Source organism: Acidobacteriota bacterium (assembly GCA_018268895.1).
Lineage (GTDB): Bacteria > Acidobacteriota > Terriglobia > Terriglobales > Acidobacteriaceae > Edaphobacter.
This window is the reverse complement of sequence record JAFDVP010000001.1, coordinates 276,356-303,173: the sequence shown is the minus strand read 5'-3', so window position 1 is coordinate 303,173 and position 26,818 is coordinate 276,356. Positions and strand designations below refer to the sequence as shown.

Annotated in this window: 21 protein-coding genes and 1 tRNA gene; 10 read left to right on the top strand and 12 right to left on the bottom strand. The window is 56.3% G+C overall.

Features of this window, described 5'->3' with window-relative positions:
* Positions 1 to 2: 2 nt before the first annotated feature.
* From JSS95_01300 to JSS95_01275, 6 genes are all read right to left on the bottom strand, one after another.
* Positions 3 to 938: a methionyl-tRNA formyltransferase gene (locus JSS95_01300; GenBank protein ID MBS1798439.1), complete on the bottom strand. Its 936-nt coding sequence runs from the start codon at positions 936 to 938 to the stop codon at positions 3 to 5.
* A gap of 238 nt (positions 939 to 1,176) precedes the next feature.
* Complete coding sequence (gene def / locus JSS95_01295; protein MBS1798438.1) at positions 1,177 to 1,689, bottom strand: peptide deformylase; 513 nt, start codon at positions 1,687 to 1,689, stop codon at positions 1,177 to 1,179.
* Positions 1,690 to 1,702: 13 nt separating this feature from the next.
* Positions 1,703 to 2,878, bottom strand: coding sequence for a chorismate synthase (aroC, locus tag JSS95_01290; GenBank protein MBS1798437.1), 1,176 nt, complete (start codon positions 2,876 to 2,878; stop codon positions 1,703 to 1,705).
* A gap of 156 nt (positions 2,879 to 3,034) precedes the next feature.
* Positions 3,035 to 4,186, bottom strand: coding sequence for a DUF2961 domain-containing protein (locus JSS95_01285; GenBank protein MBS1798436.1), 1,152 nt, complete (start codon positions 4,184 to 4,186; stop codon positions 3,035 to 3,037).
* Between the two features lie 71 nt (positions 4,187 to 4,257).
* A complete protein-coding gene (locus tag JSS95_01280) occupies positions 4,258 to 5,286 on the bottom strand; it encodes an HD domain-containing protein (GenBank protein MBS1798435.1) in 1,029 nt (342 codons plus the stop codon).
* Between the two features lie 231 nt (positions 5,287 to 5,517).
* A complete protein-coding gene (locus JSS95_01275) occupies positions 5,518 to 7,452 on the bottom strand; it encodes a peptidylprolyl isomerase (GenBank protein ID MBS1798434.1) in 1,935 nt (644 codons plus the stop codon).
* Positions 7,453 to 7,745: 293 nt separating this feature from the next.
* On the opposite strand from JSS95_01275, the gene JSS95_01270 reads away from it, so the two are divergent.
* Positions 7,746 to 9,368 (top strand): S41 family peptidase, encoded by a 1,623-nt coding sequence (locus JSS95_01270; protein ID MBS1798433.1) that lies wholly within the window; start codon positions 7,746 to 7,748, stop codon positions 9,366 to 9,368.
* A gap of 99 nt (positions 9,369 to 9,467) precedes the next feature.
* The gene (locus JSS95_01265; GenBank protein ID MBS1798432.1) at positions 9,468 to 10,259 is read left to right on the top strand and encodes a YbaY family lipoprotein; all 792 of its coding nucleotides are present in this window, start codon (positions 9,468 to 9,470) and stop codon (positions 10,257 to 10,259) included.
* A 12-nt stretch (positions 10,260 to 10,271) separates the two neighbouring features.
* Here JSS95_01265 and JSS95_01260 read toward each other — a convergent pair.
* From JSS95_01260 to JSS95_01250, 3 genes are all read right to left on the bottom strand, one after another.
* Positions 10,272 to 10,346 (bottom strand) — tRNA-Gly (locus JSS95_01260).
* Positions 10,347 to 10,358: 12 nt separating this feature from the next.
* Positions 10,359 to 10,469, bottom strand: a complete 111-nt coding sequence (locus tag JSS95_01255; protein MBS1798431.1) for a hypothetical protein — start codon at positions 10,467 to 10,469, stop codon at positions 10,359 to 10,361.
* Between the two features lie 606 nt (positions 10,470 to 11,075).
* A complete protein-coding gene (locus tag JSS95_01250; GenBank protein ID MBS1798430.1) occupies positions 11,076 to 12,644 on the bottom strand; it encodes a hypothetical protein in 1,569 nt (522 codons plus the stop codon).
* Between the two features lie 363 nt (positions 12,645 to 13,007).
* Between JSS95_01250 and JSS95_01245 the strand changes: the two genes are divergently transcribed.
* The 3 genes from JSS95_01245 (at position 13,008) to JSS95_01235 (ending at position 17,412) form a co-directional block, all read left to right on the top strand.
* On the top strand, positions 13,008 to 13,640 hold the full coding sequence (locus tag JSS95_01245; protein ID MBS1798429.1) for a hypothetical protein: 633 nt from the start codon (positions 13,008 to 13,010) through the stop codon (positions 13,638 to 13,640).
* Positions 13,630 to 16,329: a pyruvate, phosphate dikinase gene (locus JSS95_01240; protein ID MBS1798428.1), complete on the top strand. Its 2,700-nt coding sequence runs from the start codon at positions 13,630 to 13,632 to the stop codon at positions 16,327 to 16,329. The genes JSS95_01245 and JSS95_01240 overlap by 11 nt, the downstream gene beginning before the upstream one ends.
* Before the next feature lie 129 nt (positions 16,330 to 16,458).
* Positions 16,459 to 17,412 (top strand): 3-hydroxyacyl-CoA dehydrogenase, encoded by a 954-nt coding sequence (locus JSS95_01235; protein MBS1798427.1) that lies wholly within the window; start codon positions 16,459 to 16,461, stop codon positions 17,410 to 17,412.
* A gap of 141 nt (positions 17,413 to 17,553) precedes the next feature.
* Here the strand turns inward: JSS95_01235 and JSS95_01230 are convergent, their stop codons facing one another.
* Positions 17,554 to 19,464: a hypothetical protein gene (locus tag JSS95_01230; protein MBS1798426.1), complete on the bottom strand. Its 1,911-nt coding sequence runs from the start codon at positions 19,462 to 19,464 to the stop codon at positions 17,554 to 17,556.
* 142 nt (positions 19,465 to 19,606) lie between these two features.
* Here JSS95_01230 and JSS95_01225 point away from each other — a divergent pair, with 142 nt between their 5' ends.
* Positions 19,607 to 20,518 carry a dihydrodipicolinate synthase family protein gene (locus JSS95_01225; GenBank protein ID MBS1798425.1) on the top strand — a complete coding sequence of 304 codons (912 nt, stop codon included), beginning with the start codon at positions 19,607 to 19,609 and terminating at the stop codon, positions 20,516 to 20,518.
* 49 nt (positions 20,519 to 20,567) lie between these two features.
* Here the strand turns inward: JSS95_01225 and JSS95_01220 are convergent, their stop codons facing one another.
* Complete coding sequence (locus JSS95_01220) at positions 20,568 to 21,908, bottom strand: aspartate aminotransferase family protein (protein MBS1798424.1); 1,341 nt, start codon at positions 21,906 to 21,908, stop codon at positions 20,568 to 20,570.
* 32 nt (positions 21,909 to 21,940) lie between these two features.
* Positions 21,941 to 22,891: a succinylglutamate desuccinylase/aspartoacylase family protein gene (locus JSS95_01215; GenBank protein MBS1798423.1), complete on the bottom strand. Its 951-nt coding sequence runs from the start codon at positions 22,889 to 22,891 to the stop codon at positions 21,941 to 21,943.
* 251 nt (positions 22,892 to 23,142) lie between these two features.
* Here JSS95_01215 and JSS95_01210 point away from each other — a divergent pair, with 251 nt between their 5' ends.
* From JSS95_01210 to JSS95_01195, 4 genes are read left to right on the top strand one after another with little or no spacing between them, the layout of a single operon-like run.
* Positions 23,143 to 24,162, top strand: a complete 1,020-nt coding sequence (locus JSS95_01210) for a pyridoxal-phosphate dependent enzyme (protein MBS1798422.1) — start codon at positions 23,143 to 23,145, stop codon at positions 24,160 to 24,162.
* A gap of 30 nt (positions 24,163 to 24,192) precedes the next feature.
* Positions 24,193 to 24,936: a glucose 1-dehydrogenase gene (locus JSS95_01205; GenBank protein MBS1798421.1), complete on the top strand. Its 744-nt coding sequence runs from the start codon at positions 24,193 to 24,195 to the stop codon at positions 24,934 to 24,936.
* A 9-nt stretch (positions 24,937 to 24,945) separates the two neighbouring features.
* Positions 24,946 to 25,326, top strand: coding sequence for a RidA family protein (locus JSS95_01200; protein ID MBS1798420.1), 381 nt, complete (start codon positions 24,946 to 24,948; stop codon positions 25,324 to 25,326).
* Positions 25,323 to 26,813 (top strand): M81 family metallopeptidase, encoded by a 1,491-nt coding sequence (locus tag JSS95_01195; GenBank protein ID MBS1798419.1) that lies wholly within the window; start codon positions 25,323 to 25,325, stop codon positions 26,811 to 26,813. Before JSS95_01200 ends, JSS95_01195 begins: the two co-directional genes overlap by 4 nt.
* The last annotated feature ends 5 nt before the right edge of the window (positions 26,814 to 26,818 follow it).

Below are 26,818 nucleotides of genomic sequence, written 5' to 3'. Positions count from 1 at the left end.
GTCTAGCCTCCTAGGCGCTCGCCGGAGTTGATCTGGAAGCCGCGCAGCAACTCCGCCACCGACATGCGGCGCTTGCCTTCAAGCTGCACTTCGTCGAGTTCGATGACGCTCGATGAGCCGCAACCGACGAGCAGGCGGCCTTCGTGAAGATGGATTGTGCCGGATGCGAGAGGCGCGTGGTGCTCGACGGGATGCAGGCGGTGGACGATCAGCTTCTTGCCGCGCAGCGAGGTGAAGGCTCCGGGCCAGGGCTGGAATCCACGCCAGCGGTTGTGGATCTCGCGCGCGGTGCGATCGAAGTCGATACGCCCGTCGTCGCGGGTGAGGATGGGCGCGTGGGTGGCGAGGGTGTGGTCCTGCGACTCGGGGAAGAGTTCGCCCGCTTCGAGGCGGCGAAGGGTCTCGATCATCAGCGGCGCGCCAACCTCGGCGAGGTTCTCGTAGACGTCGGCGGCGGTCTCCTCTTCGCCAACGGGAACGACTTGCGCGAGCAGCATGGGGCCGGTGTCGAGACCGGCGTCGAGGCGCATGGTGGTGACGCCGGTGATGGCCTCCCCATTGGCGACCGCCCATTGGATGGGCGCGGCCCCGCGATACTTCGGCAGAAGGGAGCCGTGCAGGTTGATGTTGCCGTGGCGCGGCAGGTCGAGCATCCACTGCGGGATGATGCGGCCGTAGGCAACGACGAGGATGGCGTCGGGCGCGATGGACTCAAGCTCGGCGCGAAGCTCGGCGTTGTTCTTAATCTTCTCCGGCTGCATGACTGGAATGGCGTGCGCCAGTGCGGTCTGCTTCACGGGAGGAGCTTGCAGCTTCTGATCACGGCCGGCGGGGCGGTCGGGCTGGGTGAGCACGAGCGCAACCTGATGGCCGGCGGCGATGACGGCATCGAGGGTAGGGACGGCGAATTGCGGAGTTCCGCAGAAGACAAGTTTCATTCATCTTTATGGTAGCCGGTCTGCCGGAAGAGGGTTCGCGCCTCCGCGCGAACGCCCACCTTTGCGACGATAAGGCCGTCGCGAAGATGGGCACCCGGCTATGTGCAGGGGTTCATTCCCACCCATGCCTGCGGCATGGATGGGACACCCGAACATTTGTGGCGCTACTGGTGAAATACGGGGATTCTTCCTCTTCGGCTTCGTTCAGGGCCGGAATGACGCCGGAAGAGTTTTGGGTCTACCACTCACCGTTTTTGATCAGCTTTTTGATCTTGCGGATGGTGAGGTCTTTTTTGAGGCGGCTGAGGCGGTCGATGAAAAGGACTCCGTCGAGGTGGTCGATCTCGTGCTGAAAGGCGCGGGAGAGGAGTTCTTCGCCTTCGATCTCGAACCACTCGCCGTCGGCGTTTTGCGCGCGGACCCTGACCCTGGCCGCGCGTTTGACCTTGTCGCGAATGTCGGGGAGCGAGAGGCAGCCCTCTTCTTCGTACTGCTCGCCTTCGCGGTGGATGACCTCCGGGTTGATGAGGACGATCTTCTCTTCGGGGTTCTTCTTGAAGCTGACGTCGATGACGGTGAGGCGCTGCGACAGGCCGATCTGCGGCGCGGCGAGGCCGATTCCCTGCGCCGCGTACATCGACTCGAACATCTCTTCGACCAGCGTCTTCAGCTTGTCGTCGAAGACGGTGACCGGATCGCCGCGCTTTGCCAGCACGGGGTCGGGGTACTTCACGATCTCATGAATCTTTATCTTCTTTGCCACGTCAGAATGCTCTTATCTGTTCGAGATAGCCCTTGTAGTTGCGCTCGAGTTCGGTGAGCGAGTCGCCGCCGAACTTTTCGATCACGAGACGTGCGACGCAGAGCGCGACCATCGCCTCTGCGGCAACGCCTGCGGCGGGCACCACGCAGACGTCGGAGCGCTCGTAGGCGGCCTTCACCGGCTCGCGCGTCTCGAAGCTGACGGAGCCAAGCGGGCGGCGCAGGGTCGAGATGGGCTTCAGGTAGCCGCGAACGACAACGTCTTCACCGTTGGAGATGCCGCCCTCGAGGCCGCCGGCGTTGTTGTGCTCGCGCGAGAACTTCGTGAAGGCCTCATCGCTCGCCTCGTAGCCGATCGCATCGTGAACCGTGGAGCCGAAGGATTCGGCGGCTGTGACTCCGCGGCCGATCTCGACTGCCTTGACCGCCTGGAGGCTCATGACGGCCTGGGCGAGGAGGCCGTCGAGGCGCTCGTCCCAGTTGACGTGTGTGCCGATGCCGGGAGGCAGGCCGTGAACGACGACCTCGAAGACGCCGCCGACGGTGTCGCCGGTGCGCAGGACGGCGTCGACCTCGGCCTTCATACGGGCTTCGTCCTCGGGGTTGACGCAGTTGAGGAGGACCTCGTCCTTCTGCGCGAGGGTGACGATCTCATTCCACTTCGCGGGACGGGAGAGCTCGGCCTTGCCGACGCGGATGACGTGCGAGAGAACTTCGATGCCGAGGGCGCGGAGAAGCAACTTCGCGAGTGCACCCGAGGCGACGCGAGCCGCAGACTCGCGGGCGCTGGCTCTTTCGAGCACATAACGCGCGTCAGAGAAGTTGTACTTCAGGGCCCCGGCAAGGTCGGCGTGGCCGGGGCGCGGCGAGGCGACCGCCTTGTGCTTGGCCGGGTCGCCCTCTTCGACGGGAAGGATCTCGGTCCAGTTCTTCCAGTCGTTGTTGGCGATGGTCATCGCAATGGGCGAGCCGATGGTCTTGCCGTGGCGCACGCCGGAGAGGATGTGCGCGGCGTCGCGCTCGATGCGCATGCGTCCGCCGCGGCCGTAGCCCTTCTGGCGGCGCCAGAGCTCGCGGCTGATGAACTCCTGATCGACCGGAACTCCGGCCGGAAGACCGCTGACCAGGGCGACGAGGCTCTCGCCGTGGCTCTCACCTGCAGTTGAAAAACGTAACATGTCTCTTTCAATTCTAATGCCTGAGCGCGGGTCACATCTATGATGGCTTTGCCTTGATGAAGCGCTTCCCGAGATCGAAGATCGGTGCGGCTTCGAGAAAATACAGGGATTCTTCGCCTACGGCTCAGAATGACGGGGTGATCGCCCCGGTGGGCCTTAACGCGGCTGCGGGGCGCCGGGGACGTAGGGTTCTTTGGAGTTGCCGGGGCCGCCGACGAACTGGAGTGTAGGGATGCGGTCGCTCATCTCGGGCAGCGCCGGGAAGGGCTGATGGGGCTCGACCTGGTACCAGTAGGCGACGGACGAATAGTTGTCGGAGCGCGAGTTGGCGTGACCGTGCTCGATGGTGGCGCGCATGGACTTCTTGAAGGGAATGGGCGAATCGAGGTGGAAGCGGTAGACGCTGGAGCGCGAGCCGGCGAGCTCCTGCCCCACGACGGGCGAGCCGTGCAGCGCGAACTGGGCCGAACCGCCGAAGTCCCACGCGCCGAGGAAGTAGTCCTCAGAGCCGGTGCCGACGGTCGTGGGCGCGGTGTCTCCGTCGATGAAGAACATGTCGTTGCCCTCGCCCCACCATCCGTCCTGGTTCTGGAAGACCGACATGGTGACGCCGACGAACTGACCGTGGCCCTGGGCCTCGAACCAGACGTAGTTGTCCTTGCCGTCGAGGTTGCGGCGGTAGTTCACCTCGGGGTCGCCGTTGGAGTAAAAGTTCTTTGCCCAGCCGTGGTTGGGGTAGGCCTGGCGGTAGTCGGCGTGGAAGTAGAGCGTTCCCGCAGGCAGGGGCTTTGTGTCCTGGCGATAGTCGATGTTCCAGTAGAGACTGTTGACCGGCATCTTGCCTTCGTTGGTGATGGTAACGCGGGCGTGTTTCGCATAGGGCATGGGGAACCAGCAGTTGAGCGATCTGTCGTTCCCCGCGCTGAGTACCGCAGACTGCCAGCCGAAGTACGCGCCGTTGCCGAGGCCGAAGAAGTCGCCGATGGGGGCTTCAACGCTCGGAGACTGCTCGCCGTCCCAGTAGATGCGCATGACGATGCGTTTGAGGTGGTACGGCTCGGGAGCGTTGATGGTGAACCACATGTGCGAGATCAAGCCGGGGCCGTCGACATCGAGGATGGGCAGCGTCTGGCCGGGCGTCAGCGTGCGGTAGTCGGCGTTGGCTCCGGTGGACTCGCGGCTCGAGGAGCGATGCATTGTGTAGGTCTGCTGCTGGGTCGGGTCGGGCATCCACGAGGGAATCTGCGCGCCCGCGACGACGGCGCTCAACAACAACGATGCTACTGCCAGGGTGGTCCGAATCTCCATTTGCCGCTCCTCTTCCAGTTCGTGACGAACTGCACCTGAAACTGCACGGAGGAGTATAGCAATGGAGAACTCTATGACCTCGACAGGTCGAGCGGCTCTTCCTGCTTGACCTCTTCCCTGCTTCCCTCATTCAGGTAGGCCCGCGAGTTGAAGAGCGGGCGCTCCATCGAGCGGACCCAGTCGGTAGTCTCGCCGGGGCCTTTGCCCTGCGACTCTGCAGCGGCGAAGGCGTTGCGAAGGGTCTGCATCTTGGCCTCAAGATCGTCGAGCGTGTTGAGCAGCAGCGCCTCGGGCGTCATGGGCAGCTTGGGCGAACCGAACTCGTACTTGCCGTGGTGCGAGAGGATCATGTGCTCGACCAGGATGCGCAGTTTGTCCGGGAAGGGCTCGAGTGTGCGGACCTTCTCGGTCAACATGCCCTGTGCAATTGAGATGTGGCCGATGAGTTGGCCTTCGAGCGTGTAACCGAAGCTGGACTTCCAGTGCAGCTCGCGGATCTTGCCGATGTCGTGGAGGATCGCTCCCGTAACGAGCAGGTCGGGGTCTACCTCGGGATAAAACGGCGCGTTGGCCAGGCAGACGCGAACGAGGGTGAGGACGTGCTCCAGCAGACCGCCGATCCAGGCGTGGTGCAGCATCTTGGCGGCGGGAGCGACGCGGTAGGCGGCGGCAATGCCGGGGTCGTCGAGAAAGGCGAAGACGAGCCGCTGAAGATCGGCATTCGCAAAGCGCGAGACGTAGCCGCGCAGCTCGGCCCACATCTCGTCGATGTCGAAGTGGGTTATTGGCAGATAGTCGGCGGGATCGATCTCGCTCTCTGCGGCATGTCGCAGCTTCTGGATCGACATCTGGAAGCCGCTCTGGTAGCGGGAGACCTGTCCCATCGCTTTGACGTAGCAGCCCTCGGTGCATGAGGCGATCGAATCGGCGAAGTCCTCCCACATGACGGCAGGCAGCGAGCCGGTCTTGTCGGTGAGTACGGCCTTGAGGAACTGGCCTCCGTCACGGCGTTCGCGTAGCTGGAACGAGGAGAGAACGAAGTACGAGGTAACGGCGCAGTTGTCGAAGCGCGCGGCATCCGCAATAAAGAAGTCTTTCATCAGGACAAGAATAACTCCTGCGGGGGTTCGTACCGTGGCGCATTGCGGGCGATGAAAACACGCCGCATTTATGAACGAGGATGCAAATACGGGGATTCTTCCCCTTCGCTTCGCTCGAGGGTAAGAATGACGCCTGTGGTGATTGAGTTTTTAGGTGGCTTGAGCTTCAGGGAAAACGAAGACGCGAGAGACTTTCCTCTCGCGTCTTCGTTACCGCTCTAACTTGCTTACTTATTTCGGCTGCGCTGCGGGAGCTTGTGAAGGAGGAATCGGCGTGGGGGTGACGCCTGCCGGGGTAGCGCCGAGCGAGGGGTTTACGGTTGGCTCGGGAGCGGGAGCCGGGGCTGGGGGAGGAGCTGCCTGTTTGTCCTGCAGCCTCTCTTTGGGAGCGCCCTTCGCTCTCTTTTTCTTCTTCTTCGTGGCCGTGTCGCCGTTGAGTCCGAGCGGCGTAGCCTGGGCGCTCTGGTCTGCCTTCTCCTGCGCCGTGGCGGGAGCAGGCGTGAACGCGGCCTTCTGCTTGACCACGGCCTCCTTCTTCGCGGTCTTCTCGGCTGCCATCGTCTTCGCGCGATCGCTGAAGCGGGTCTTGCCGGTCACGGTGGGCTTGGGCGCCAGCGGATCGGCGTCGATCGATGCTCCCAGAACCTGCGTCGTGCTCTCCGTCGGGGCCATCGCCGTGCCGGGGGCGATGGCGCTGCCCGCGTCGCCGATAGCGGTCTGCGTAGAAGATGCCTCGCCCGCACCGGCGCCGACGGCTGTCTCCTGCGGGCCGGGAGGAAGCGCGTTGCGCGGAGCCTGTCCGAAGCGGACCTTCTCACGCTTGATCTTCTTCGGTTTGGACGGCTTCGACGAAGAAACCTTTTTCGCCGTCTGAGCCGCCGGCGACGTCGATACAACGTCAGCGGGTGCGGCCGCTGTAGCAGCAGGCGCCGCGGCTGAAGCTGCCGGGGCTGCCACAGGTCCGGCATTTTTGCTCACGGACGAGAAGCGGCCGCCACGATCGAAGCGCTGCTTCTGCTGCACAACCTTCTTCTTCGGAGTCGGAGGAGCATAGGCGCTGAAGACCGGTTTGGTCTGACGTGGGCTTGCGCCCGAGTCTACATACCCCGGTTTGATGTCGATGTAAGCCTCTTCACGCAGCTTGGTCAGGTAGGCGCGCAAAGCTGGCTGCATGGCCTGCATGTACACACCTTCCTGAATCTGCGGCTCGATGTCCTTGAGAGCAGGAATGCCAGCCTCCTGATGCTCTGTGACCTTGAGGATGACAAATCCCTGGCGGGTGCGGATGGGCGCTGTGACTCCGCCGGCGGGGAGCGAGAAGGTCTGGTCTTCGAGAACCTTGGCAAGAGCGCCGCGCTTGAAGAGTCCGAGGTCGCCACCCTGCGAGGCCGTCGGACCGCCGGAATAGGTCTTCGCCGTATCGTCGAACTTTGCACCGGCCTTGAGCTTGGCGGCGATATCTTCCGCCTTCGCCTGCGCCTGGGCAACCACTGCATCTGTAGCGTCGGCGGGAGTGGGAACAAGAATCTCGCTCAAATGTACCTGCTCGGGTTGGGCGAACTCCTGCTTGTGCGCGTCGTAATATGCCTGCTCCTGCCCCCGGGTTGGTTGCAGATGGCGGCCAACCTCTTCGCGCACCACCTGCTGCGTCAGAATGCCGTTTTTGATATTTGCTTTAAAGTCTTCAAACGACACGCCCTGCTGCCGGGCGGCCTTTTCGAGGTCTTCCATCGACTCGAGATGGTTCTGCTTGCGAATCTCGTCCAGGCGGCGGATCACCTCCGCATCGCCATTCAGGCCCATCTCCTTGGCGCGCGAGAGCAGCAGTTGCTGGTCGATCATGTCGCGCAGAAGGTTCTTCTGTCGATCCGCGGCCTCCTGCGGAGTTGCCTGATTCTGCTGGTTTTCCACTGCAAGCTGCTGGACCGAGCGTTCGAGGTCGGAGCGGTTGATGATCTGATCGTTGACCCTCACGATGACGTCTTCCACCACGACCCCGTTGGGCGTGATCGCCGCCGGTGTAGGCAAGCTAACTTGTTGCTGCTGCGGGGCATTCGGGACAGACAGCGGGCTTTGGTACCGGGGGGCCTGCGCCAGAACTGCTACCGGCAATGCCAGCAGGCCAAGCCCGCGCACTGCCCTGAACTGCGAAATTCTAAAGGTCATCGTCACTCGTATCTTTACAGGATTCCACTGCTGCCGGCGGCCGTGGGCCGTACCCTGAATCGTACCCTGCCGGTTGGACTCGGCCGCATCTGCGGACGGTATCCGTCACAACATTCTAAATGTCCTGAGGCCGGGATGCGAATCCCACCTCGGTCCCGGATAACCGGCTTACCTGCCGGTGCTATACTCCGTCCAAAAGCAGGACGCGTCTATAGTTAATAGAGGGCGCGGATCGCAGCCGGTCCTGCGCGGTTTACGCGCTACAGTTCTGCTTCTTCGAGGTAAGCGAATCGATGGCTCCCCGCACACGCCGTGCACTCTTCTCCGTCACCGTCTTTCTGGCCAGTTGTGCCGTTGCCGGCTCCTTCATCAACCAGAGAGTCGCGGCCCAGTCGGCCAGCGACGAATCGACGCTGCGCGACAGCCTTCACAACTTCACCAATGTGTACTCGCTGGTCGAGCAGAACTACGCCGACAAGATGACCACCGATAAGACGGACAAGGCCATCTACGACGGCGCGATTCCCGGGATGCTGCATGTCCTCGATCCGCACTCCAGCTTCTACGACCCCAAGGCCTATGCGCAGATGCGCGAGGACCAGCATGGCCGCTACTACGGCGTGGGCATGACGATTCAACCGCAACCCGACCCGACGGCCAAGGGCGGAATCAAGATCGTCGTGCTGTATCCGTTTGAAGGGACCCCCGCTTACAAGGCTGGGGTTCGGCCAGGCGATGTGATCCTGTCGGTCGACGGCAAGAGCACTGAGGGCATGGATTCGGCCGCAGTAGCATCGATGCTGAAAGGCCCCCGCAATACGCACGTCCAGGTGACGATGGGCCGCGAAGGTTCGGCGAAGTCGCTGGAGTTCGACCTGACGCGCGACGAGGTCTCGCGCCCCTCTGTCGATCTGGCCTTCCTGATCAGGCCCGGCATCGGCTACATGCACGTCTCGAGCTTTATGGAGACGACCAGCCGCGAAGTGGGCGATGCGCTGGAGAAGTTCGGTGACATCAACGGATTGGTGATCGACCTCCGTGGCAATCCGGGAGGCCTGTTGAACGAGGCCGTCAACATGTCCGACAAGTTTTTGCAGAAGGGACAGATCGTCGTCTCGCAGCGCGGACGCGCCTTCCCCGACCAGGTCTATCGCGCGTCGCATGGCTCCGACACGAAGTACCCGATCGTGGTACTGGTGAACCGTAACACGGCCTCGGCTGCGGAGATCGTCTCCGGCGCATTGCAGGACCATGACCGCGCGCTGATCGTCGGCGAGACTACCTTCGGCAAGGGACTGGTACAGACGGTTTTCCAGATCACCGAGAACACCGGCCTGGCCCTGACGACGTACCACTACTACACGCCCTCGGGCCGTCTGATTCAGCGCAATTACAACAACGTTTCGCTGTACGACTACTACTATGTGCGCGATTCGGCGACGCAGCCCAAGGACAAGTCCAACCTCGAGGTCAAGCTGACCGACTCCGGACGCACGGTCTACGGCGGCGGCGGCATCACACCCGACGAGAAGATCGACAACCTGAAGTCGAACCGCTTTCAGGACTCGCTGGTGATCAAGTATGCGTTCTTCAACTTCAGCAAGCACTACTTTGCGACGCATGGCTCCGTGCCGAAGGACTTTGTCGTAGACGACGCCGTGTTGCAGGAGTTCAAAGCCTTTCTGAAGTCGCAGAACATCGACTATACGGACCAGGACATCGCAGGCGTCCAGGACTGGATCAAGACCAGCATCAAGAGCGAGCTGTTTACCTCGCAGTTCGGCCAACTGGAAGGCCTGAAGGTCCGCGCCGAGTGGGACCCGCAGATTGCCAAGGCAATCACCTTCATTCCTGAGGCCCAGACGCTTCAGGAGCACTTGAAGCTGGCGCAGAAGAACAACCCGGCCGGCCGCTGAGTCCGGTAGAGACTGAAAAGCGAAACGCCCTCGTCCTACAGAACGCGGGCGTTTCGCTTTTGCACAAGAGATAACGCATCGTAGTACAGATGAGGTGCGATGTTGAGAAGACTTGGAACAATCGGCGCCGTTTCCCTGCTGGTCCTCACGCTGACGGCATTCGGCCAGGCTCCGTTGACGGTTACGGGTACCGCAACCTATCGCGAAAGGATGGCGCTTCCCTCGGGCGCGGTCTTCGAAGCGACGCTGGAGGACGTCTCACGCGCCGATGCCTCTGCACAGGCCATTGGCACAACACGAGTCGAGAACCCCGGCAACCCGCCATTTCACTTTTCCATCGCCTATGAACCGGAGAAGATCATCACCAGCCACACCTACGCCGTAAGAGCGCGCATCACGGAAAACGGTCGACTGCTATTTACAAGCACGCAACGCTATCAAGTGCTGACGCAGGGCCACGGCAGTGAGATCTCCATGATGCTGCTGCAACAAGTGTCCTCTACCTCGGCACATGCAGCGCAGACGGCAGCGCCAGGCGACGAGCCATTGCGCGAGACTTACTGGAAGTTGATTGAACTGAACGGAAAACCTGTTGCCACGGCCGATCGGCAACAGGAGGCCCATCTCGTTTTTCGCACCGAGGACAAAAGGGTCTCGGGGTCAGGCGGCTGCAATCGCCTGATGGGAGGCTATACGGTCGAAGGAAACACCATGCACTTCAGCGGTGTCGCCAGCACCATGATGGCCTGCCTGCACGGCATGGATACAGAACAAGCTTTTGTCGTGGCCCTGAACAGGGTCAAGACATGGAAGATCGCAGGAAAACATCTGGAGATGTATGGCAAGCGCGGACGAACGCTCGCAAAGTTCGAGGCCACCGCGCTGAAATAATTTTGGAAGAAATGGAGCGGGAGACGGGGATCGAACCCGCAACCAACGGCTTGGGAAGCCGCTACTCTACCATTGAGCTACTCCCGCTCGTTTTGTCCATTATAACGCCTTGGCGAGGCATGGTAAGGGGCTGTTGACAGGAGTCGCCTTCGCCGTCAGCCGATCCAGACTGTCGTAGGTATAGTTCGCCGTGCCGCTCGCGTCCGTCATCGTGGCGCACCACTACCTGACAGCTGTATCGTGAACCAAGATCCCGACGACATCGAACGGCGCGTGTAACGGAACCTCTAGCCCTCGTGCTTCCGCAAATTGAAAAGCTGCCGCTTCATCACTGAACAAACCTAGGTCGTTCAGGGTACCCGCGAACTGCGTTCGCAACCCGGACCAAGATGGTTCCTTGTATCCAATGCCCTTCAGAGCGCTGGTAAGACCATTTAGTTGGACTGTATCTAATCCCATAAAGCGCCATCCACTAGCGATTCGATGTGGCGATCGGCCCGGGGCTCAGCACGTTCAAGCGAGTTGTCGGGGCCAGCCCTGGTGAATACCTCAACCGTGGTCTTGAAGGCCACGGTAATGCCGGAATGACGGAATAGTTTTGAGCGGATGACTTGTACGTTTAGGACTTCGGAAGAGTGGCGAGCCGGCCCCTCGTTGGGCGCCGCGACGTGCCTGGAAAAGTAAAACTGCCCGCCGAGCATGCTTTCCGGTTCGATCCAATCAAGAGTCTAAGCTGTTTGTCTAAGCGTTAGCCTCTGTGATCGAGATCCGCAAGAAACACGATATCTCGCCGCGCAAGACCGATAGCACTTAGTTCTACTCCCTCTCTTCAAGCAAGTTGACATTACGTAACACGCGCCTCACCTTTTTAGGCGAGATCGACAATTTCTGCGCGACGCGTGAGATCTTCCTGCCTTCGCGCTGCCACACCTTTGGAATTACGATTTCCGCAAACTCTTCCTCTACCTGTTGAAAGGTCTTATCGTGAATTACCCCCTCAGACCATGAGCGCAGCTGATCGTGTATTCCCGTCGCCCGCAGAATCACACCCTTCAAATGACTCAACTCTTTTGAAAGATGGTCTCGATCGTCTTTGCTCAACAACTCGCCTGCTAGCGCCGCAAACTGTTTTGCCGTCTCCCAGTCCCGGAAAAAGTCGCCCGCGGCCGTTCTGCTGCGCGCGATATAAGCTCCAGCCAGAAGCCGCTTATTTTGCGTCATCCTGGCGATCTCGATAGCGTTCTCTGAGCAGGACTTCGCAAGAGCTGCGTGCTTTGCTGTATCTGTCGAGTCGCCGATCTGTTCTTCTGCACGTTCGTGATGAAGAATCGACTGTAGCGTCCGCGCTCGCGCCATGAGAATATGGTCCTGCCTCTGCTCGCCTAATAGATAGGCCTTCTCTGCCTCGTCTTCCGCCAGATCGATATCGCCGCAATCGAGGTGGAGATAGCTGGCGTTCACAAACACCGATCCCTGCCCAGTCATATGATTTCGCCGTGAGTAGATGCTACCGGCCAACTTCAACAGCTCCAGTCCTTCCTGGCATATTTCGCGGCACCGATTGTGCTGCGCAGCCGTGGCACGGGCTTCACCAATCCTCTCGCGCAGATCGAGCGCGATCATTCGCTTGACATACGCCATATTGACGAGTGCACGCGCCAGATTCGGATGATCGGAGAAACGGCGTGAGTAGATCGCCACCGACCGCCCAAAATGCTCTACCGCCTTCGCGTACTCTCCCGACCGCCGTACAAACCGTCCTCTTGCAGATTCAAGATTGCCCAAAGCCAGATCGTGCTCAGTTGTCGCGAGTTCCACCTCTGCTTCATCGAGCAATCTGAGTGCATCTCGGCGTTGGCCCTTTTGAAACAGCAGCCAGCTTTCATGGATCTTCATCGAAGCAACAAATTCAGGCGCCTTTAATTCCAACGCTGCATCTTTCGCCTTCAAGATATGAAGCAACGCCAGTTCATATTCTCCCTGCGATCTGTGGGCGCGTCCCTTCCAGAAGTGCGCTTGTGCAATCAACTGCAACCCCACGATACCAGGCTCAATCTGCAGAACAAAATCAAGATCTGCAATTGTCTTTTGCGCATCCTCTACTGCAAACGCTCTGTATGCCTCTGCCATCCTCAACTGGATGTAATCCTTAAAATTCATTCGACCGCGATCGATCTTGGTGAACTTTGCCAGGAGCTCGTCCAACACCTGCAGGCTTCCATATCCGATATCCATCCACTGCGACACACAGAAAGCAAAAGCTGCGCTATGCATGTCTGAAGCAGACAACTTGTTGGCGCTCTTATGAGTTCTCTCGAGGAGTTCGCTTCCCTCCTGAATTCTGCGATGAATGAGCGCATCGTTGAGCTTGTTGAGAACTGTCATTGAGAAAACCATTATCCGCAGAGTCTAGTAGATTTGCTCCGTTACGGTCTATCTGGTCAGACCACCGCATCCACCGCATATCTAATTAGCAATATGCACAGTTCATACATATCGCAAAAATATCCATTCATCTATTCAGGAAAGCTTTCCGGTCACTCGTCCGATTTGTCCTAGCAAGGGTTGATGCCATACTCGCTCGATCTGTATGGTCGCGACATAGGAAATGGGCTGCCTTGCCAGGCCCTCATTCGAATCACACAAAGGATCGAACAAATGCCTCTCTCAACCTTGCACTCCACGGCAACACCATGGCCCGTAGGATCTCCTAATTTCGACAACTCTCTTCATCTTGTAAAGCACCTTATGAATGCAGGTGCGATCGCGATACGATTAGGGGAATATTGCCACCAGACGAGCCATCCGTCGCGCCCATCTGGTCCAGCGCTCACCTCAATTGAGTGTGTATTACGGAAGCTACAGTCTGCAAAAGCAACTGCGGCCTCTCTAGGCATCAAGCTCGCTCTCTTTGCCTGCACGGAAGCCAAAACAGCTGTAGCGATCGATGGCAATGGTGACGCGTGCGACCAGCGCTATCTCAGCGGCGCCACAACGCAGGAGAACCTCCAGGGATACTGCGGAGGCACCGATGCAGCAATCGCCCGGTGTCTAATGTATGCACCAACTGCTGATGTTCTCTGCTACAAGAGCACTGGCTTCAACCCTCTTGAAGCTAGAAAATTTGCGATGGAAATTCGTACAGCGTTCCCTACAAAGCGGCTGGCCTTCTGCTACTCTTCGCGTCTCTTCGGCGAGCAATTCAGCGAAGCAGACCATGCCGAACGCGAGCGTCAGGTCAAGCTACTAGGTTTCGACCATTATTTCTACACGCAATTTGGCTCCATCGTCTTTCCGCATCTTCCCGCTGAGAGGACCTGGGCCATCTTCAGCGACTCAATTCAAAGCCAGAATGGCATGGAGCAGAATCATGGTGCGTAGTGAACGATATGTCTACCGTTTCGGAAATGGCGTTGCCGATGCCGATGCGTCCATGCGCGCTCTTCTAGGCAACAAAGGTGCCGGCCTGGTCCAGATGTCGCGCCTCTCCATCCCGGTGCCTCCAGGATTCGTTATCGGCACAAATGCCTGCCATTACTATTTCAAGCACGGAACTCTTCCCCCGTCTCTTGCTGAAGAGATCGAAGCAGCCATGCGTTGGCTCGGAGAGACGATGGGCCGCGAGTTCAATAACGCATGCAATCCCCTTCTGGTCAGCGTTCGCTCCGGCTCTGTCGTCTCCATGCCTGGCATGATGGACACAATTCTGAATGTCGGCCTTTCGCAGGCGTCCATTGAGGGATTCGCATCACAGAGCGGCTCTATGCGACTTGCTCTGGACTCGTACCGTCGTCTTATTCAGATGTTCAGCGCAGTCGTTCTCGGCGTGCCGAAGAGTGATCTTGATCAGGTGATGACTGCGGTTTACGCCGATCATAGCAGCAGCGACCATCTCTCCGATGATTCTCTCCGCGAAGCAATTCATCAGCTTCAGTCTATTGTCTTGCGCTCTACAGACCGGGAGTTCCCAGATAACAGCAATCAACAACTGCAGCTTGCTATTACGGCTGTCATCGAGTCATGGAGTAACGAGCGCGCCAGATTCTATCGCAGGCTTAACGGCATCTCCGATGATCTCGGCACTGCGGTCACCGTGCAGGCCATGGTGATGGGCAATGCCGGCACAGAGAGCGGCACGGGCGTCGGCTTTACTCGCGACCCCTCCACTGGAGAAAGGAAGATCTTCGGGGAGTTTCTCGTAAATGCACAAGGAGAAGATATCGTCTCCGGTGCGCACACACCTGTGTCCATCGCATCACTCAAACGCAGTATGCCGGACGTTTATAAAGAACTTTCCTCCATCGTCATGGAACTCGAACAGCATTATCGCGATGTACAGGACTTCGAATTCACGGTCGAGAATCGCAAGCTCTTCTTGCTGCAGACACGCTCGGCCAAACGAAGTGGGATCGCGGCTGTTCGTATCGCCGTCGATATGGTTGCCGAAGGCCTCATCACCAGGGATGAAGCGATCGCACGCGTTGATCCTGCCAGCATCAGCGAGATTCTTGCGCCGCAGCTCGATTTCATCGCTTCAACGCCAACTCTGCTTACAACTGGAATACCCGCATCACCTGGATCTGCTGTTGGAAGAATCGCCTTCTCTTCTGCCGAAGTCGTGCGTATGGCAAAACGGCCTGATCACGATCCGCTCATCCTCATCAGCTACGAAACCACGGCCGACGACATTCACGGCATGGCACTTGCCGCAGGCTTTCTTACAGCGCACGGCGGAGCAACCAGCCACGCCGCTGTGGTCGCGCGCGGAATGGGCAAATGCTGCATCACTGGAGCAAAGGAGATCGTCACCGACAAGGCTGCGTCCCTACTTCGCATCGGCGATCAAACGCTCCAGAGAGGTGACTGGATCTCTCTCGACGGCTCTACAGGCCGCATCTTTTCCGGGCAACTACCTCTGCGTGCACCGGACGAGAAAAACGAATCCCTTCAAACTCTGCTGGACTGGACGAAGAACATTGCTGCACTCGACGTTCGCGCAAACGCCGATACGCCACTCGACGCCGTGCAGGCTCGTGTTGCAGGGGCGCGTGGCATTGGTCTTTGCAGGACCGAGCACATGTTCTTCACTCCCGAACGGCTCCCGCACGTCCGTGCCATGATTCTCGCATCCAATCAAGAAGATCGTCAGGCTCCGCTTGAACAACTTCTCCCCATGCAGCAGCACGACTTCGAAGCGCTCTTCCGTGAAATGTCACCGTTGCCTGTGACCATCCGCCTCCTCGACCCACCACTCCATGAATTCCTCCCTTCTCTAGATCAAGCTCGCGCAGATTTGGAGAACGCGGCCATCACTAACCGGGAGGTCCGTAAGTTCAAGCAACTTACCGAGCGCATTCAGGCGCTCACCGAAACAAACCCGATGATGGGACACCGCGGATGTCGCCTCAGCATCACGTATCCCGAGATACTCGAGATGCAGGTCAAGGCGATCCTGCAGGCAGCCATCAACGTGATCAAGGAAGGCTATCAAACCGTTCCAGAGATCATGGTTCCCCTCATCGCCAGTGCCGAAGAGATGTCATGGCTTAGGAAGCGCATCGACCATGTTGCATCCGAAGTCTTCGCTAAGGCAGGCATCTCTATTCCCTATCTTGTCGGCACCATGATTGAACTGCCACGGGCCGCCATCTGCGCTCACACCATCGCCCAGTATGTCGACTTCGCTTCTTTCGGGACAAATGATCTCACGCAGATGACCTTCGGCCTCTCCCGCGACGACTCCAGCGTCTTCCTCAATCACTACCTTGAGCATGGCATCTTACCATCCGATCCTTTCGTCACTCTCGATCGCGAAGGTGTTGGAAATCTTATCCGTATCGCTATCAATGGGCTGCGCGAGGCAAATCCTGAGATCAAAATCGGCATTTGCGGAGAACACGGAGGAGATCCTGCATCTATACATTTCTTCTCCACACTTGGTATCGACTACGTCTCTTGCTCACCAGCTCGCATTCGAACAGCGCGCCTTGCTGTCGCTCAGACCGCTCTCAGTGATGGCGGCTACCCGCTATCACTGCCCGAACGATTTCATCAGATCCGATCTAATTGAGCTTGCCATCGATCACGCTAATCAATGTACATTTGCAACATGATTTGGCAGTCAGTGCACAAAGCTGACAGCCTACCGTTGAGCTAATTTGAATAATGCAAGTGCATTTGTACCTCCAGGCAAAGAAATATGAAAAATGATCTCAATGTGAGAACAATCGGTATCGTTGGTTGTGGGCTGATCGGGATGAGTTGGGCGGCGTACTATCTCGCAAAAGGTTTTGCTGTACATGCAACCGATCCTGTTACAGAGTCCGAGAAGAAGATGCGTATGTATATCGATAACGCATGGACGTTACTGGAGGAAATAGGGCTTGAGCCTGGCGCTGATAAAAACAACCTGTCGTTTTCTACGAATCTGAGAGAATCTCTGAACGACGTCGATTTCGTCCAGGAAAACGGTCCAGAGAGAGTAGATCTCAAGCTCCAACTATTCAAAGATATTTCCGACGCTGTCGGCCCCAATGTCATCATTGCGAGTAGTTCCTCGGGTATTCCTGTTTCGAATTTCCAGACAGAGGCAACTAACCCAGCACGTGTCCTGCTTGGGCACCCTTTCAACCCACCACATATAATCCCACTCGTCGAAGTTGTTGGAGGCAAGTTAACATCCACGGAAAACATTACACAGGCCGTCCAGTTTTATGCACAAATCGGTAAAAAGCCAATCCGCATGAAGAGAGAAATAAAGGGACATATCGCGAACCGTATTCAGGCGGCGGTCTTCCGCGAGGTGCTGTATCTACTAGATCAAGAGGTAGCCACCCTCACCGACATTGACATCGCTATCGCACACGGCCCTGGGCTACGATGGGCTGTTCTTGGCCAGTTTATGAACGCGAATTTGGGTGGTGGTGATACGGGAATCAAACACTTCCTCGATCATCTTGGCCCAGCGATAGAAGCTTGGTGGGCAGACCTCGGCTACATCGAACATATAACTCCCCAGATGGCTGAGAAGGTGGAATCAGGCATAAATGAGATTCTTAAAGTGCACCAAACCGCGGACATTGTCGCGGCACGTGACAATGTCTTGTTGCAGACACTCAAGGCAAAGGGTGCAGACAAAAGACTGCCGTACTGAACACACAATTCACCTCTCTTAATGTCCATCATTGATGGCTGGACACTCCCAGATACCGGTCGGCCGCAAGATGACTCCTATAAAGCGTACTGAATGGTTCACCCACAAAAGTACGCACCGTAAGCCCGCAATCATTTGCCTTTATAAAAGCTGAATATGCGATCCACTCTTTTGCCCCCAGATCTCATGCCGTTGTACCCGCTCCTCTATCTCTCTTACATGTCCAAGACGGCGGCAGAAATTTCCCACGCTGTTTCCTGCGCTGTTGACGAGACAGACACCGTCGATACCTAGTTTGTATCGCTCCCGGAAGCCGGCTTCATACTCTGTTGGATCCAATGTGTTGTTGACGGGAGGTTGCGTTTGTGAATCCTCTCCGGGCAGCGGGTCATGGTTGTCCGTCCAGTCTGGATCATTCCGCCATCCGCCCTGAACCCAGGGGTCTTGGTCATGGACCAGGTAGTAGGGAGTCTTATATTGCTTTGCCCAGGCCAGGAATTGACTGTGATCCCATGCTTGAACACAGATGAAGTCTAATGCTCTGCTAGCGAGCCATGCATGCAGATCAATCTTCTGCTCGCTCAAAGTCATCTTCGCATGGTAACCATCCACAACCATCGCGCTCAAAGCTAGTTTGCGGCCTTTCTTGTGGCTTATCCGATCCAGTTCTTCCCGGACTTCCTTGATGAAACTCGTCAGCACGTCGAAATCGTGACGCGCAGGGTCGGCAATCGGGGGCCACCGTGTAAAGTCCATGTTGATCCCGTCGACATCGTATTGAGTCGCCAGTTCCATCAAAATATCCATGATGTAGCGGCGCACTTTGGGTTGGGCATAGTCGAGCTGCATGCTTTCCGACAGTTGACCATCAAAGCTCCTCCTCGCCCGCTTGCGCAACTCTGGATACTCCTTCCAGAAACGGCCATTGAAATAGCTTTCGAGCGCCTTGCCCATAGAACCGTCCCTGAAAAACAGGTTCATGCGCAGCGAAGCATGAAATTCTTCTGCTCCCTTCCGGCAGATTGGGGGAGCCACGCGAAAACTTTCCTGGCGGTTCTTGATCGACCATTGGATGTAGTCGCCGGCTCGTCGGTCACCCTGGCGTCGTTCTTTCCACTCCGCATCGGTCATGCCCTCCCCCAGCGACGAAGTCACCTCGCTGGGCCAACTCGCAACCCCGGTTGAGGGCGTCTGCAGAAAATACATTTTGATATCGCTATCTCGATACGTCTCTGGAAACCTGGTAGTAATGCCCCTCTCCAGCTCTCCTGCATTGAAAATAGGACTGAAACCATCGTTCACAACGATTACCCGCTTGGTGGAGGAATCGTACATGTCTCTTTTATAGGCTTCAACTTGTTGATTGCTGAGCTTCACTAAATTTAGGGAGGAGATGCTGCCCCGGACCATGCCCCACGGAAATGATATCCACGTCCCATAGGGCACGCGCAGGCGCAGAGTACGTCCATCCAAGCGAGCACACTTCCAATAGCAGCTAACCTCGACGTTCATAGCACCCATGATTTTCGAATGGCGTGTGCCGCGATCAGGCGCTACCTGTGCGTAATCGGAATCGTTATCCAAAGCTGCATCAACGCCGCCGTAATAAGACGCAACAGTAGGTTTAAGGTCCAGCATTGGCACACCGATCCAGATCGCATACCAACCCGGGAGATCCAACTTCATTTCCAATTCCGGAGGAATTGCGGAAGGCCCATCGTTTCCCGCGACATCGTTCACCAGCAGGAGCCTACCCATTTGCGCATCGGACAACTGATAAGGGTGAAGCTCCCACTTGCCGCGCATTCGCTCCTTCGACCAGGTAGACTTTGCCGCAATGGAGTCCAGCTCTCGAACGAGCAGTTGGTCGCCAGGATTCAGCCTTGCTGCCCGGGCTTCCCGGATATCCGTGAAGCAACGGCCTGCCTGCTCCGGTTCCATGAAGCTTCTCTGGACATTCTTCGTTAGCTCTGCCCATGCTGCTTTGTTATTCGTTCCAAGCCCGCTTAAGCTAATCGAAGCCAGCCCACTGATAAAGTCTCGACGCTCCATACCATGCGCTCCCGATTGATACGAAAAAAAATCATATTGAAAAAATTAAATATGATCATCTGTCGACAGTATAATAAGTCTACTGAACTCCGCCGATGGCATTTTTTTCAATTAAGCCTGCGGGGCGTATAAAGGAGACACATTGGCCACCCTGACAGGTGTAGTTCCTCCCATCGGCACACCGCTTACCGATGGAGATCGCGTAGATGAAGCAGGTCTTCGACGCTTGACACAGTATTTGCTGGGAGCCGGTGTGGACGGTATTTTCACAAACGGTAGCATGGGAGGATTCGCGTTCCTCACCGACGATGAACAACTGCGAGCAATAGCCACAGTCGCCGCGGAGGTAAACAATACAGTTCCAGTCATGGCCGGTGTCGGTGAGACTAGTACGGTAAGGGCTGTGCAAAAGGCAAAACTAATAGCCAGAGAGGGCGTCGATTTTCTCTCGCTTCTGGCACCTTTCTATTACCCCCCTACTCAAGAACAGTTGATTGCGTACTTCTCTGAGATAGCCGCCGCAGTTGATCTGCCGATTTTCATCTACGACAATCCAGGCGCGACCAAGACCTACATTCATCCTGAAACTGTGGCCCTTCTGCGCGAGCAGATACCCCATTTTGTCGGGGTCAAGGAGAGCAATCAGGATTGCGTCAATCTTCAAAAGCTGATTGAGCTAAATCAGGTAGAGGGATTCAGCATCATGACCGGCAGCGAATTCCTCATTGTCGTCGGAATGCAAATGGGCTGTTCGGGATTCGTCGGCGGATTACACAATATCTGCCCTCAAATCGCGGTTGCCCTCTATCGCGCGTTCCATCGCGGCGATCTCGAACAGGCCAAGAAACTGCAACGTGACCTGACTGCAGTCTGGCAGATTTTCCGTTACGGCAGCATCTGGGGAGCATTCGACGAGGCGCTTCGTTATCTTGGCATTGCCCAGCGAGCAACAGGTGCTCCTTATATAACAAAACTGTCCCACGAAGAAACCGGAATTGTGCACGATCTCTTAGACCAGTATGTCAAACCTTATCTGGTGGCAACCGTAAGCTAAATCCAAGCCATCCCCATTGTCACAATGGCGGCGTTGGCACGCAATAGCATCATGCCAACGCCCGGCTCGTCGCATCCAAAGTCCTTGCGATTTCCTCATCTCCATGCGCGGCAGAAATATACCAGCGACCGTCCTGCAACAGGACTATGCCCTCATCGAGCATCGCCACAGCAAAATCAACATAGAAGCTCTTATTGGACATGAGAGTATCGCGATATGTATGTGGTTCTTTGTTTTGTAGGTGAATCTGGAAAACAGGGCCTCCAGCCGTAGCGACAACTGGGATATTCCTTTCCTTAAATCGTCGCAGTAGGCCTTCCTTCAGAGTTTCTCCAAGAGACCACATCCTTTGATATGCCTCTCCACCATTGGCAGACAGTACCTGTAGAGTGGCCTTCGCCGCGGCAAGCACAATCGGATTGCCATTGAGAGTACCTGCATGAACAACTTCCCCTGAAGCGATTCTGTCCATATAAACTTCCCGGCCGGCAAGCACGCTCAATGGCATTCCACCCCCAACTGCCTTTGCGAAGGTAGCAAGATCTGGAACGATGCCATAGTGCTGCTGCGCTCCGCCAAGAGCCAGTCGGAACCCTGTAATCACCTCATCGAAGATCAGCAGAGTCCCGTTTGCCTGTGTAATCTTGCGTAGAAATTCAAGAAAGCCCGGCTTGGCAGGGATGCACCCGCTATTACACAAGAGCGGCTCGCAGATCACAGCAGACAACTCCGCTCCATGCACACGAAATGCCTCCTCGACCGCAGACTGGTTATTCCACTCGACAACCACAGCCCCTGAGTCAACACGTTGCCCCAACCCGACCGGAATAGGAGACGGGTAAAATTGAGCAATCTGCGTTGCACTTGGGTGGTAGCTCAACAGAACACTGTCATCCCATCCGTGATAGTGACCTTCGAATTTTAAGTATTTCTGTCTTCCTGTATAGGCACGCGCCAACCGGAGAGCGACCTGCACAATCTCTGTACCGCTGTTGGCAAATGCAACACGTTCCGCGCACGGCACAATCTTCTGAATCATCTCTGCTACTTCGAATTCGAGATCGTGCTGACCACCGAATGTATAGCCCCGGCCTAAATGGAGACGAATTTCTTCGCTGACAGCGGCCGGAGCATGACCGAGAATAAGTGGGCCCCACCCGAGCATATAGTCGACATAACGATTGCCATCAACATCCTCGATATGAGGACCGGAGCCGCTGCTGAAATATAGTGGGAACGGTTTTGCGCTTCTCCGCAAACCACTCGAAACACCACCTGCCAACGACTTCAATGCGCGCTCATGCCGGCTCACTGAACCTGGCGCTTTCCGTCTGAGGCTTTCTTCTCGTTGATGGACGTTCAGCTTCGGTGCCTCATAAGTCCCCATCATCTCCCACCTTCTCTGTTCATTTAGGTTAAAAGTCATATCTCTCGTCGCGTCAGAAGGAACAAGGAGTCGCCCGGGGCGACTACGGGGAATTCGCGCACCAAACCAATTACGCCATCTTGTGGAGCATGGTAGTCCTCTAGTACCTCACCGTGCATATTCACAAGAGAGCCAAGAATGTCGCCCTGTTTGACTTCCTGTAAGAGAGAAACCTTCGTCAGCAAAAAACCTGCCTGCGAAGCAATAATCCCTTCATCGGTATTTCCGTCTCCCCTCAGACGCCACGGAATTTCTCGCGGCTCCAGTGAACCAGGAAGAATCTGGAGATACACCAAGAGATTTCGTATACCGGTCTTCATCATGTCCAGGTCTTCAGGATGTATCCGGCCTGCTCCACGCGCCTCTGTATAGATGCAGGAAATACCAGCCGATGTGGCAAAAGACACTGTTCGTCCTGGCGCAACCGTATCGTGTCCCCATATGACCGATGCGCCGAATGCTACAGCCCCTTCATAGCTCCTACGGTCTGCCGTAAAATATCCGGCCATCGAAGGCATACTGCTTACTACCCCGCCACTATGGAGGTCAATGTAAAAATCGGCCAGCGAAATGACAGAATATCCGAGGGCAAATGCTATTTTTTCCGAAATGGTTCCATCCTGCGATCCTGGAAAAGTTCGGGCTAGATTCTTTCCGTCCACTGGACTAGAACGCTTGCCTCCCCAAAACGCAGGTGGATTGGCCACAGGAACAGCGACTAAATTCCCCGACATCTGATCGGGGTCGAGACTATCGAAGGATTCGAAGATAGCCCGCACACCCTCATATTCATCGCCATGAATATTGGCCGTTACAACCAGTGTCTTTCCCGCCGATCTGCCCCTTGCAATCAGCAAAGGCAAACTTATAGAGTCATCAATTTTTAGGCTGTCCCGATATTTAGCTGCAGGCGCAAAATTATTCAGCTTGAATTGATCTGGCGTCATCACTCACCTGAGGGTTCCGGGAACCCGAAACCTCCCTCACTGTTTTCGACTATCTGTCGACAGATTATACCCAGAGATAAACATCTCTATGAGGAAATTTAGGCAGAATCCTATAATCTATCGTTTCGCGTCGCCTACTGGAAGTTTTCATCTCCATCCCGCTAAATTCTTTCAAGAATTTTATTTATTTTTTGATATACTGTCGACAGAATTTGTAGATAAAATTTCTTATGCAATCATCGGAAGTGAGTTTGCCGTCTTTCAAGTCGCTCGGCGAAGGCAATACTCCCCTGGTCCAGAGCATCTCTGGAAGTTCCTTCGGGGAGCTCTGGTTCAAACTCGAGAATTGCAATCCGTCCGGCTCGTATAAGGACCGCTTTATCGCGGCAGAGATGCGTCGCCTTGTCCAGAGAGGGGCTAAGGCATGTTTGGCCACCTCGTCAGGAAATACAGGCTCATCGCTGGCGGCATATTCAGCCCGCTTTGGGATCAAATGCCTCATCGTTGTCAACGCAGATGCGCCGACGGGCAAACTGGCCCAGATGCTGGCACACGGCGCCCATGTGCTGCGGGTTCCCGGTTTCGTCTCCGATGCAAACATCTCCACTACGGTTTTTGATGTATTGCGCAGCCTCTCCTCAACCTACTCGGTGCCGCTCGTTGTTTCTGCCTTTCGCGTCTGTCCAGAAGGGATGCGCGGCGTGGAGACGATTGCAGCGGAATTATTGGCTCACAAACCAGACCACATCTTTGTTCCGGTAGGAGGCGGCGGCCTATACAGCGCCGTCGTGCAGGGATTTCTCAACCATAAGCAACCCTCTCCACGAGTCCATGCTGTGCAGCCTGAAGGCTGCCTGACACTGGTTGCAGGTTATCTCAACAACTCGACCGACATACAATGCGTTCAGAGTACAACACGCATCAGCGGGTTGTCCGTTCCAAACGATCTGGACGCCAGCAGGGGGCTGCGATTGCTGCGGCAGTGCAATGGCACTGGAATTCCTGTTAGCGACGATGATGTGTTCGCCGCGCAGAAATTACTTGCTCATGAGGAAGGTATCTACTGCGAACCGGCAGGTGCAACCGCATTTGCCGGATGGCGGCGCGCGGTGAAACAAGGAATTGTTGGCGAAAGCGAACGAAGCATTTGTCTCGTAACCGGTCATGGATTTAAAGACCCGGATTCGATCGAGCGCCTTGCCGAATCCAATCCTTCGCTCATCATCGAAGCCCCCAAGCTCGCCGAGACGATCATTCGATTGCTATCGTAATACCCGGATTTTGCGGCACTGGAGAATCAAATGCTGGACGGCAAAGTCATCATTGTTACCGGAGGCGCTACAGGAATCGGTTGCGGGATTTCTACCGTACTGGCGGCGAAAGGCGCCCGATTGGCCATTGTCCAGATCACACTGGAAGAGGCTCGACAAGCAGCACAGTCTATTTCTGGAGCCGTCGGTTTTGCTGCCGACATTAGCAATCGCTCTCAAGTAGAGGCTATGACTAATTGCGTAGCCGAGACCTTCGGACGTATCGACGGGCTTGTGAATAATGCAGCCGTGAGCGGTGAGGCGGCTACTGGCGATTTTGCCTTCATGCCTCCCGAACAGGTGAACAATATCCTTGACACAAACTTGAAGGGGACAATCTGGTGTTCCCAAGCGGTTGCCCGCGCCATGATTGGCAGCGCAACTCCAGGATGTATTGTTCACATCGCCAGCGTTGGTGCCTTTGCCGCCCAGGAATGTGCCGCGGCATATTGTGCGAGCAAAGCGGCGCAGGTATCGCTCGCACAATGCATGGCCCTCGAATTAGCCCCTCACGGGATTCGTGTGAATGCGATCGCTCCAGGAGATATTCAAACCCGCACTAGCGACATGGCCCATCCTTCGGGAAACGCGAGAAGCTACAGCCGGATTACTCCACTGGGCCGACGAGGAACTCCCGAAGATGTTGCAAATGCAGTGGCGTTCCTATTCAGTCCTGAGGCCTCGTTTATCACGGGCACAACGCTAACGGTCGACGGCGGATTTCTATCCTACTAGAGAGGCAATATGCGTTTCATTTTTACCAACCCAAATTTTCCGTTTAGCCAAGGTGTTGTTCATTCAGGTCAAGTTCTTGAAACTGTATTGACTGGAATTCCTCGCGGTGGTGCAAAACCTGTTTCAGGTGGCGTTGTTGCTGAGATGCAGGAGATATTCCGGCAGCTCGATGCGATTCTCGCAGAGGTTGGCCTCACAAAATCGTCGATAGCATCGGTTCGTCTCTACCTGCAGGATGTGAACCACGACATTGCACCCGTCAATGAGGTGTATAAGGAATATTTTGGTTTGCATTCTCCCAATCGCAGGGCATATGGGGTCGATCTCCAGGTTGGAATGCTGGTAGAAGCAGCTTTCGTTGCAGAATTTGCATCTGGAGCAATCCTATGAGGGTTGCACTTCTTGGTTTTTTACACGAATCCAATACGTTTCTTTCCGCGCCTACGCATTATGAGAATTTTTCCCGGACTTCTCTGACACGTCACGATGCAATGCTGAAGCGTTGGAAAGGTGCTCATCATGAGCTGGGGGGCATGATCGATGGTTGTGAAGAAACGGGATTGACAATTGCTGGAGGGATGGCAACCCTTGCCATCCCAAGCGGGACAATCACCGCAACGGCATATGAACAGCTTGCAGATGAATTGACTTTAGCTCTCAAAGATATCTTGCCTGTTGAAGGGGTGCTCATCGCACTTCATGGAGCAACTGTCAGCACAGGCTATCCCGATGCGGATGGTGAGATATTAAAGCGCGTCCGACAGATAGTTGGACTGGATATTCCTGTTATCGCGACACTGGACCTGCATGCCAATATTTCCAGCGACATGGTCCTCTACAGCAATGCGCTTATCTGCTACAGAAGCAATCCTCACCTGGATCAGTACGAGCGCGGTAAAGAAGCAGCGCTTCTGATAGGTCGGACACTGCGCGGAGAGGTACATCCAGTGCAGGCTTTGGCCGCCCCTCCGCTGGTAATCCAGATATCTTGCCAATACACGGCAGAAGAGCCTGCAAAACTCCTTTATGACGACGTTCTGGCCACTCTGAAGCAACCAGGTATTCTGAGCGCGAGTGCAGCAATGGGTTTTTATTACTCGGATGTTGCTGAAATGGGAGCGTCGTTCCTTGCTGTGGCGGACAGCGACTTTGCCTTGGCACAGCAGACCGCAGATCGGATGGCGCGCAAGGCGTGGGAGATGCGAGACCACTTCTATCGTCCTCTTCCCGATGCTGCTGCTGCTGTGGCGCGCGCCATGACTTTGACCAGAAAGCCCGTCGTCCTCCTGGACATTGGCGACAATGTCGGTGGAGGAAGCCCGGCAGACTCAACAATTCTTTTCCACGAGATTCAACAGCAGAAGGCCCGCAATGCGCTCGTGATCCTTTATGACCCGGAGGCAGTTAGCCAATGTCTTGCGGTTGGAATACGCCAATCGATTGAGCTAGACGTTGGAGGCAAAACCGACGACCTGCATGGGGCCCCGGTTCACATCCGTGGTTACGTCAAGACGCTTTCTGATGGAAGGTTCGTCGAGACCCAGATCCGCCATGGCGGATGGGGAGGCGGCGATCAAGGCATCACGGCGGTAGTAGAAACGGAAGAAGGACACACCATCATCCTTACAAGTGAGCGCATGGCTCCCATGAGCCTTGAGCAAATCATCAGTCTAGGGGTTCATCCGGAGCGAAAAGACATACTCATCGTAAAAGGAGTCGTAGCGCCCCGTGCCGCATATGAACTTGTCGCAGGAGAATTCATCCTCGTTGGGACATCGGGAGTGACTGCCGACGATCCGTATGCCTTCTCGTATAAGCATCGACGAATACCGCTATATCCACTCGAACAGGACACAACGTTCTCTACTGCTGTGTGACCTTT

Bases quoted from the DNA above. Each gene is read 5' to 3' on its own strand.
- JSS95_01280 (MBS1798435.1), bottom strand. From the start codon at position 5,286: ATGAAAGACTTCTTTATTGCGGATGCCGCGCGCTTCGACAACTGCGCC.
- JSS95_01230 (MBS1798426.1), bottom strand. From the start codon at position 19,464: ATGGAGCGTCGAGACTTTATCAGTGGGCTGGCTTCGATTAGCTTAAGC.
- JSS95_01205 (MBS1798421.1), top strand. From the start codon at position 24,193: ATGCTGGACGGCAAAGTCATCATTGTTACCGGAGGCGCTACAGGAATC.
- aroC (MBS1798437.1), bottom strand. From the start codon at position 2,878: ATGTTACGTTTTTCAACTGCAGGTGAGAGCCACGGCGAGAGCCTCGTC.
- JSS95_01255 (MBS1798431.1), bottom strand. From the start codon at position 10,469: ATGACGGACGCGAGCGGCACGGCGAACTATACCTACGACAGTCTGGAT.
- JSS95_01270 (MBS1798433.1), top strand. From the start codon at position 7,746: ATGGCTCCCCGCACACGCCGTGCACTCTTCTCCGTCACCGTCTTTCTG.
- JSS95_01285 (MBS1798436.1), bottom strand. From the start codon at position 4,186: ATGGAGATTCGGACCACCCTGGCAGTAGCATCGTTGTTGTTGAGCGCC.
- JSS95_01195 (MBS1798419.1), top strand. From the start codon at position 25,323: ATGAGGGTTGCACTTCTTGGTTTTTTACACGAATCCAATACGTTTCTT.
- JSS95_01250 (MBS1798430.1), bottom strand. From the start codon at position 12,644: ATGACAGTTCTCAACAAGCTCAACGATGCGCTCATTCATCGCAGAATT.
- JSS95_01235 (MBS1798427.1), top strand. From the start codon at position 16,459: ATGAAAAATGATCTCAATGTGAGAACAATCGGTATCGTTGGTTGTGGG.
- JSS95_01265 (MBS1798432.1), top strand. From the start codon at position 9,468: ATGTTGAGAAGACTTGGAACAATCGGCGCCGTTTCCCTGCTGGTCCTC.
- JSS95_01240 (MBS1798428.1), top strand. From the start codon at position 13,630: ATGGTGCGTAGTGAACGATATGTCTACCGTTTCGGAAATGGCGTTGCC.
- JSS95_01245 (MBS1798429.1), top strand. From the start codon at position 13,008: ATGAATGCAGGTGCGATCGCGATACGATTAGGGGAATATTGCCACCAG.
- JSS95_01300 (MBS1798439.1), bottom strand. From the start codon at position 938: ATGAAACTTGTCTTCTGCGGAACTCCGCAATTCGCCGTCCCTACCCTC.
- JSS95_01200 (MBS1798420.1), top strand. From the start codon at position 24,946: ATGCGTTTCATTTTTACCAACCCAAATTTTCCGTTTAGCCAAGGTGTT.
- JSS95_01215 (MBS1798423.1), bottom strand. From the start codon at position 22,891: ATGACGCCAGATCAATTCAAGCTGAATAATTTTGCGCCTGCAGCTAAA.
- JSS95_01275 (MBS1798434.1), bottom strand. From the start codon at position 7,452: ATGACCTTTAGAATTTCGCAGTTCAGGGCAGTGCGCGGGCTTGGCCTG.
- JSS95_01220 (MBS1798424.1), bottom strand. From the start codon at position 21,908: ATGATGGGGACTTATGAGGCACCGAAGCTGAACGTCCATCAACGAGAA.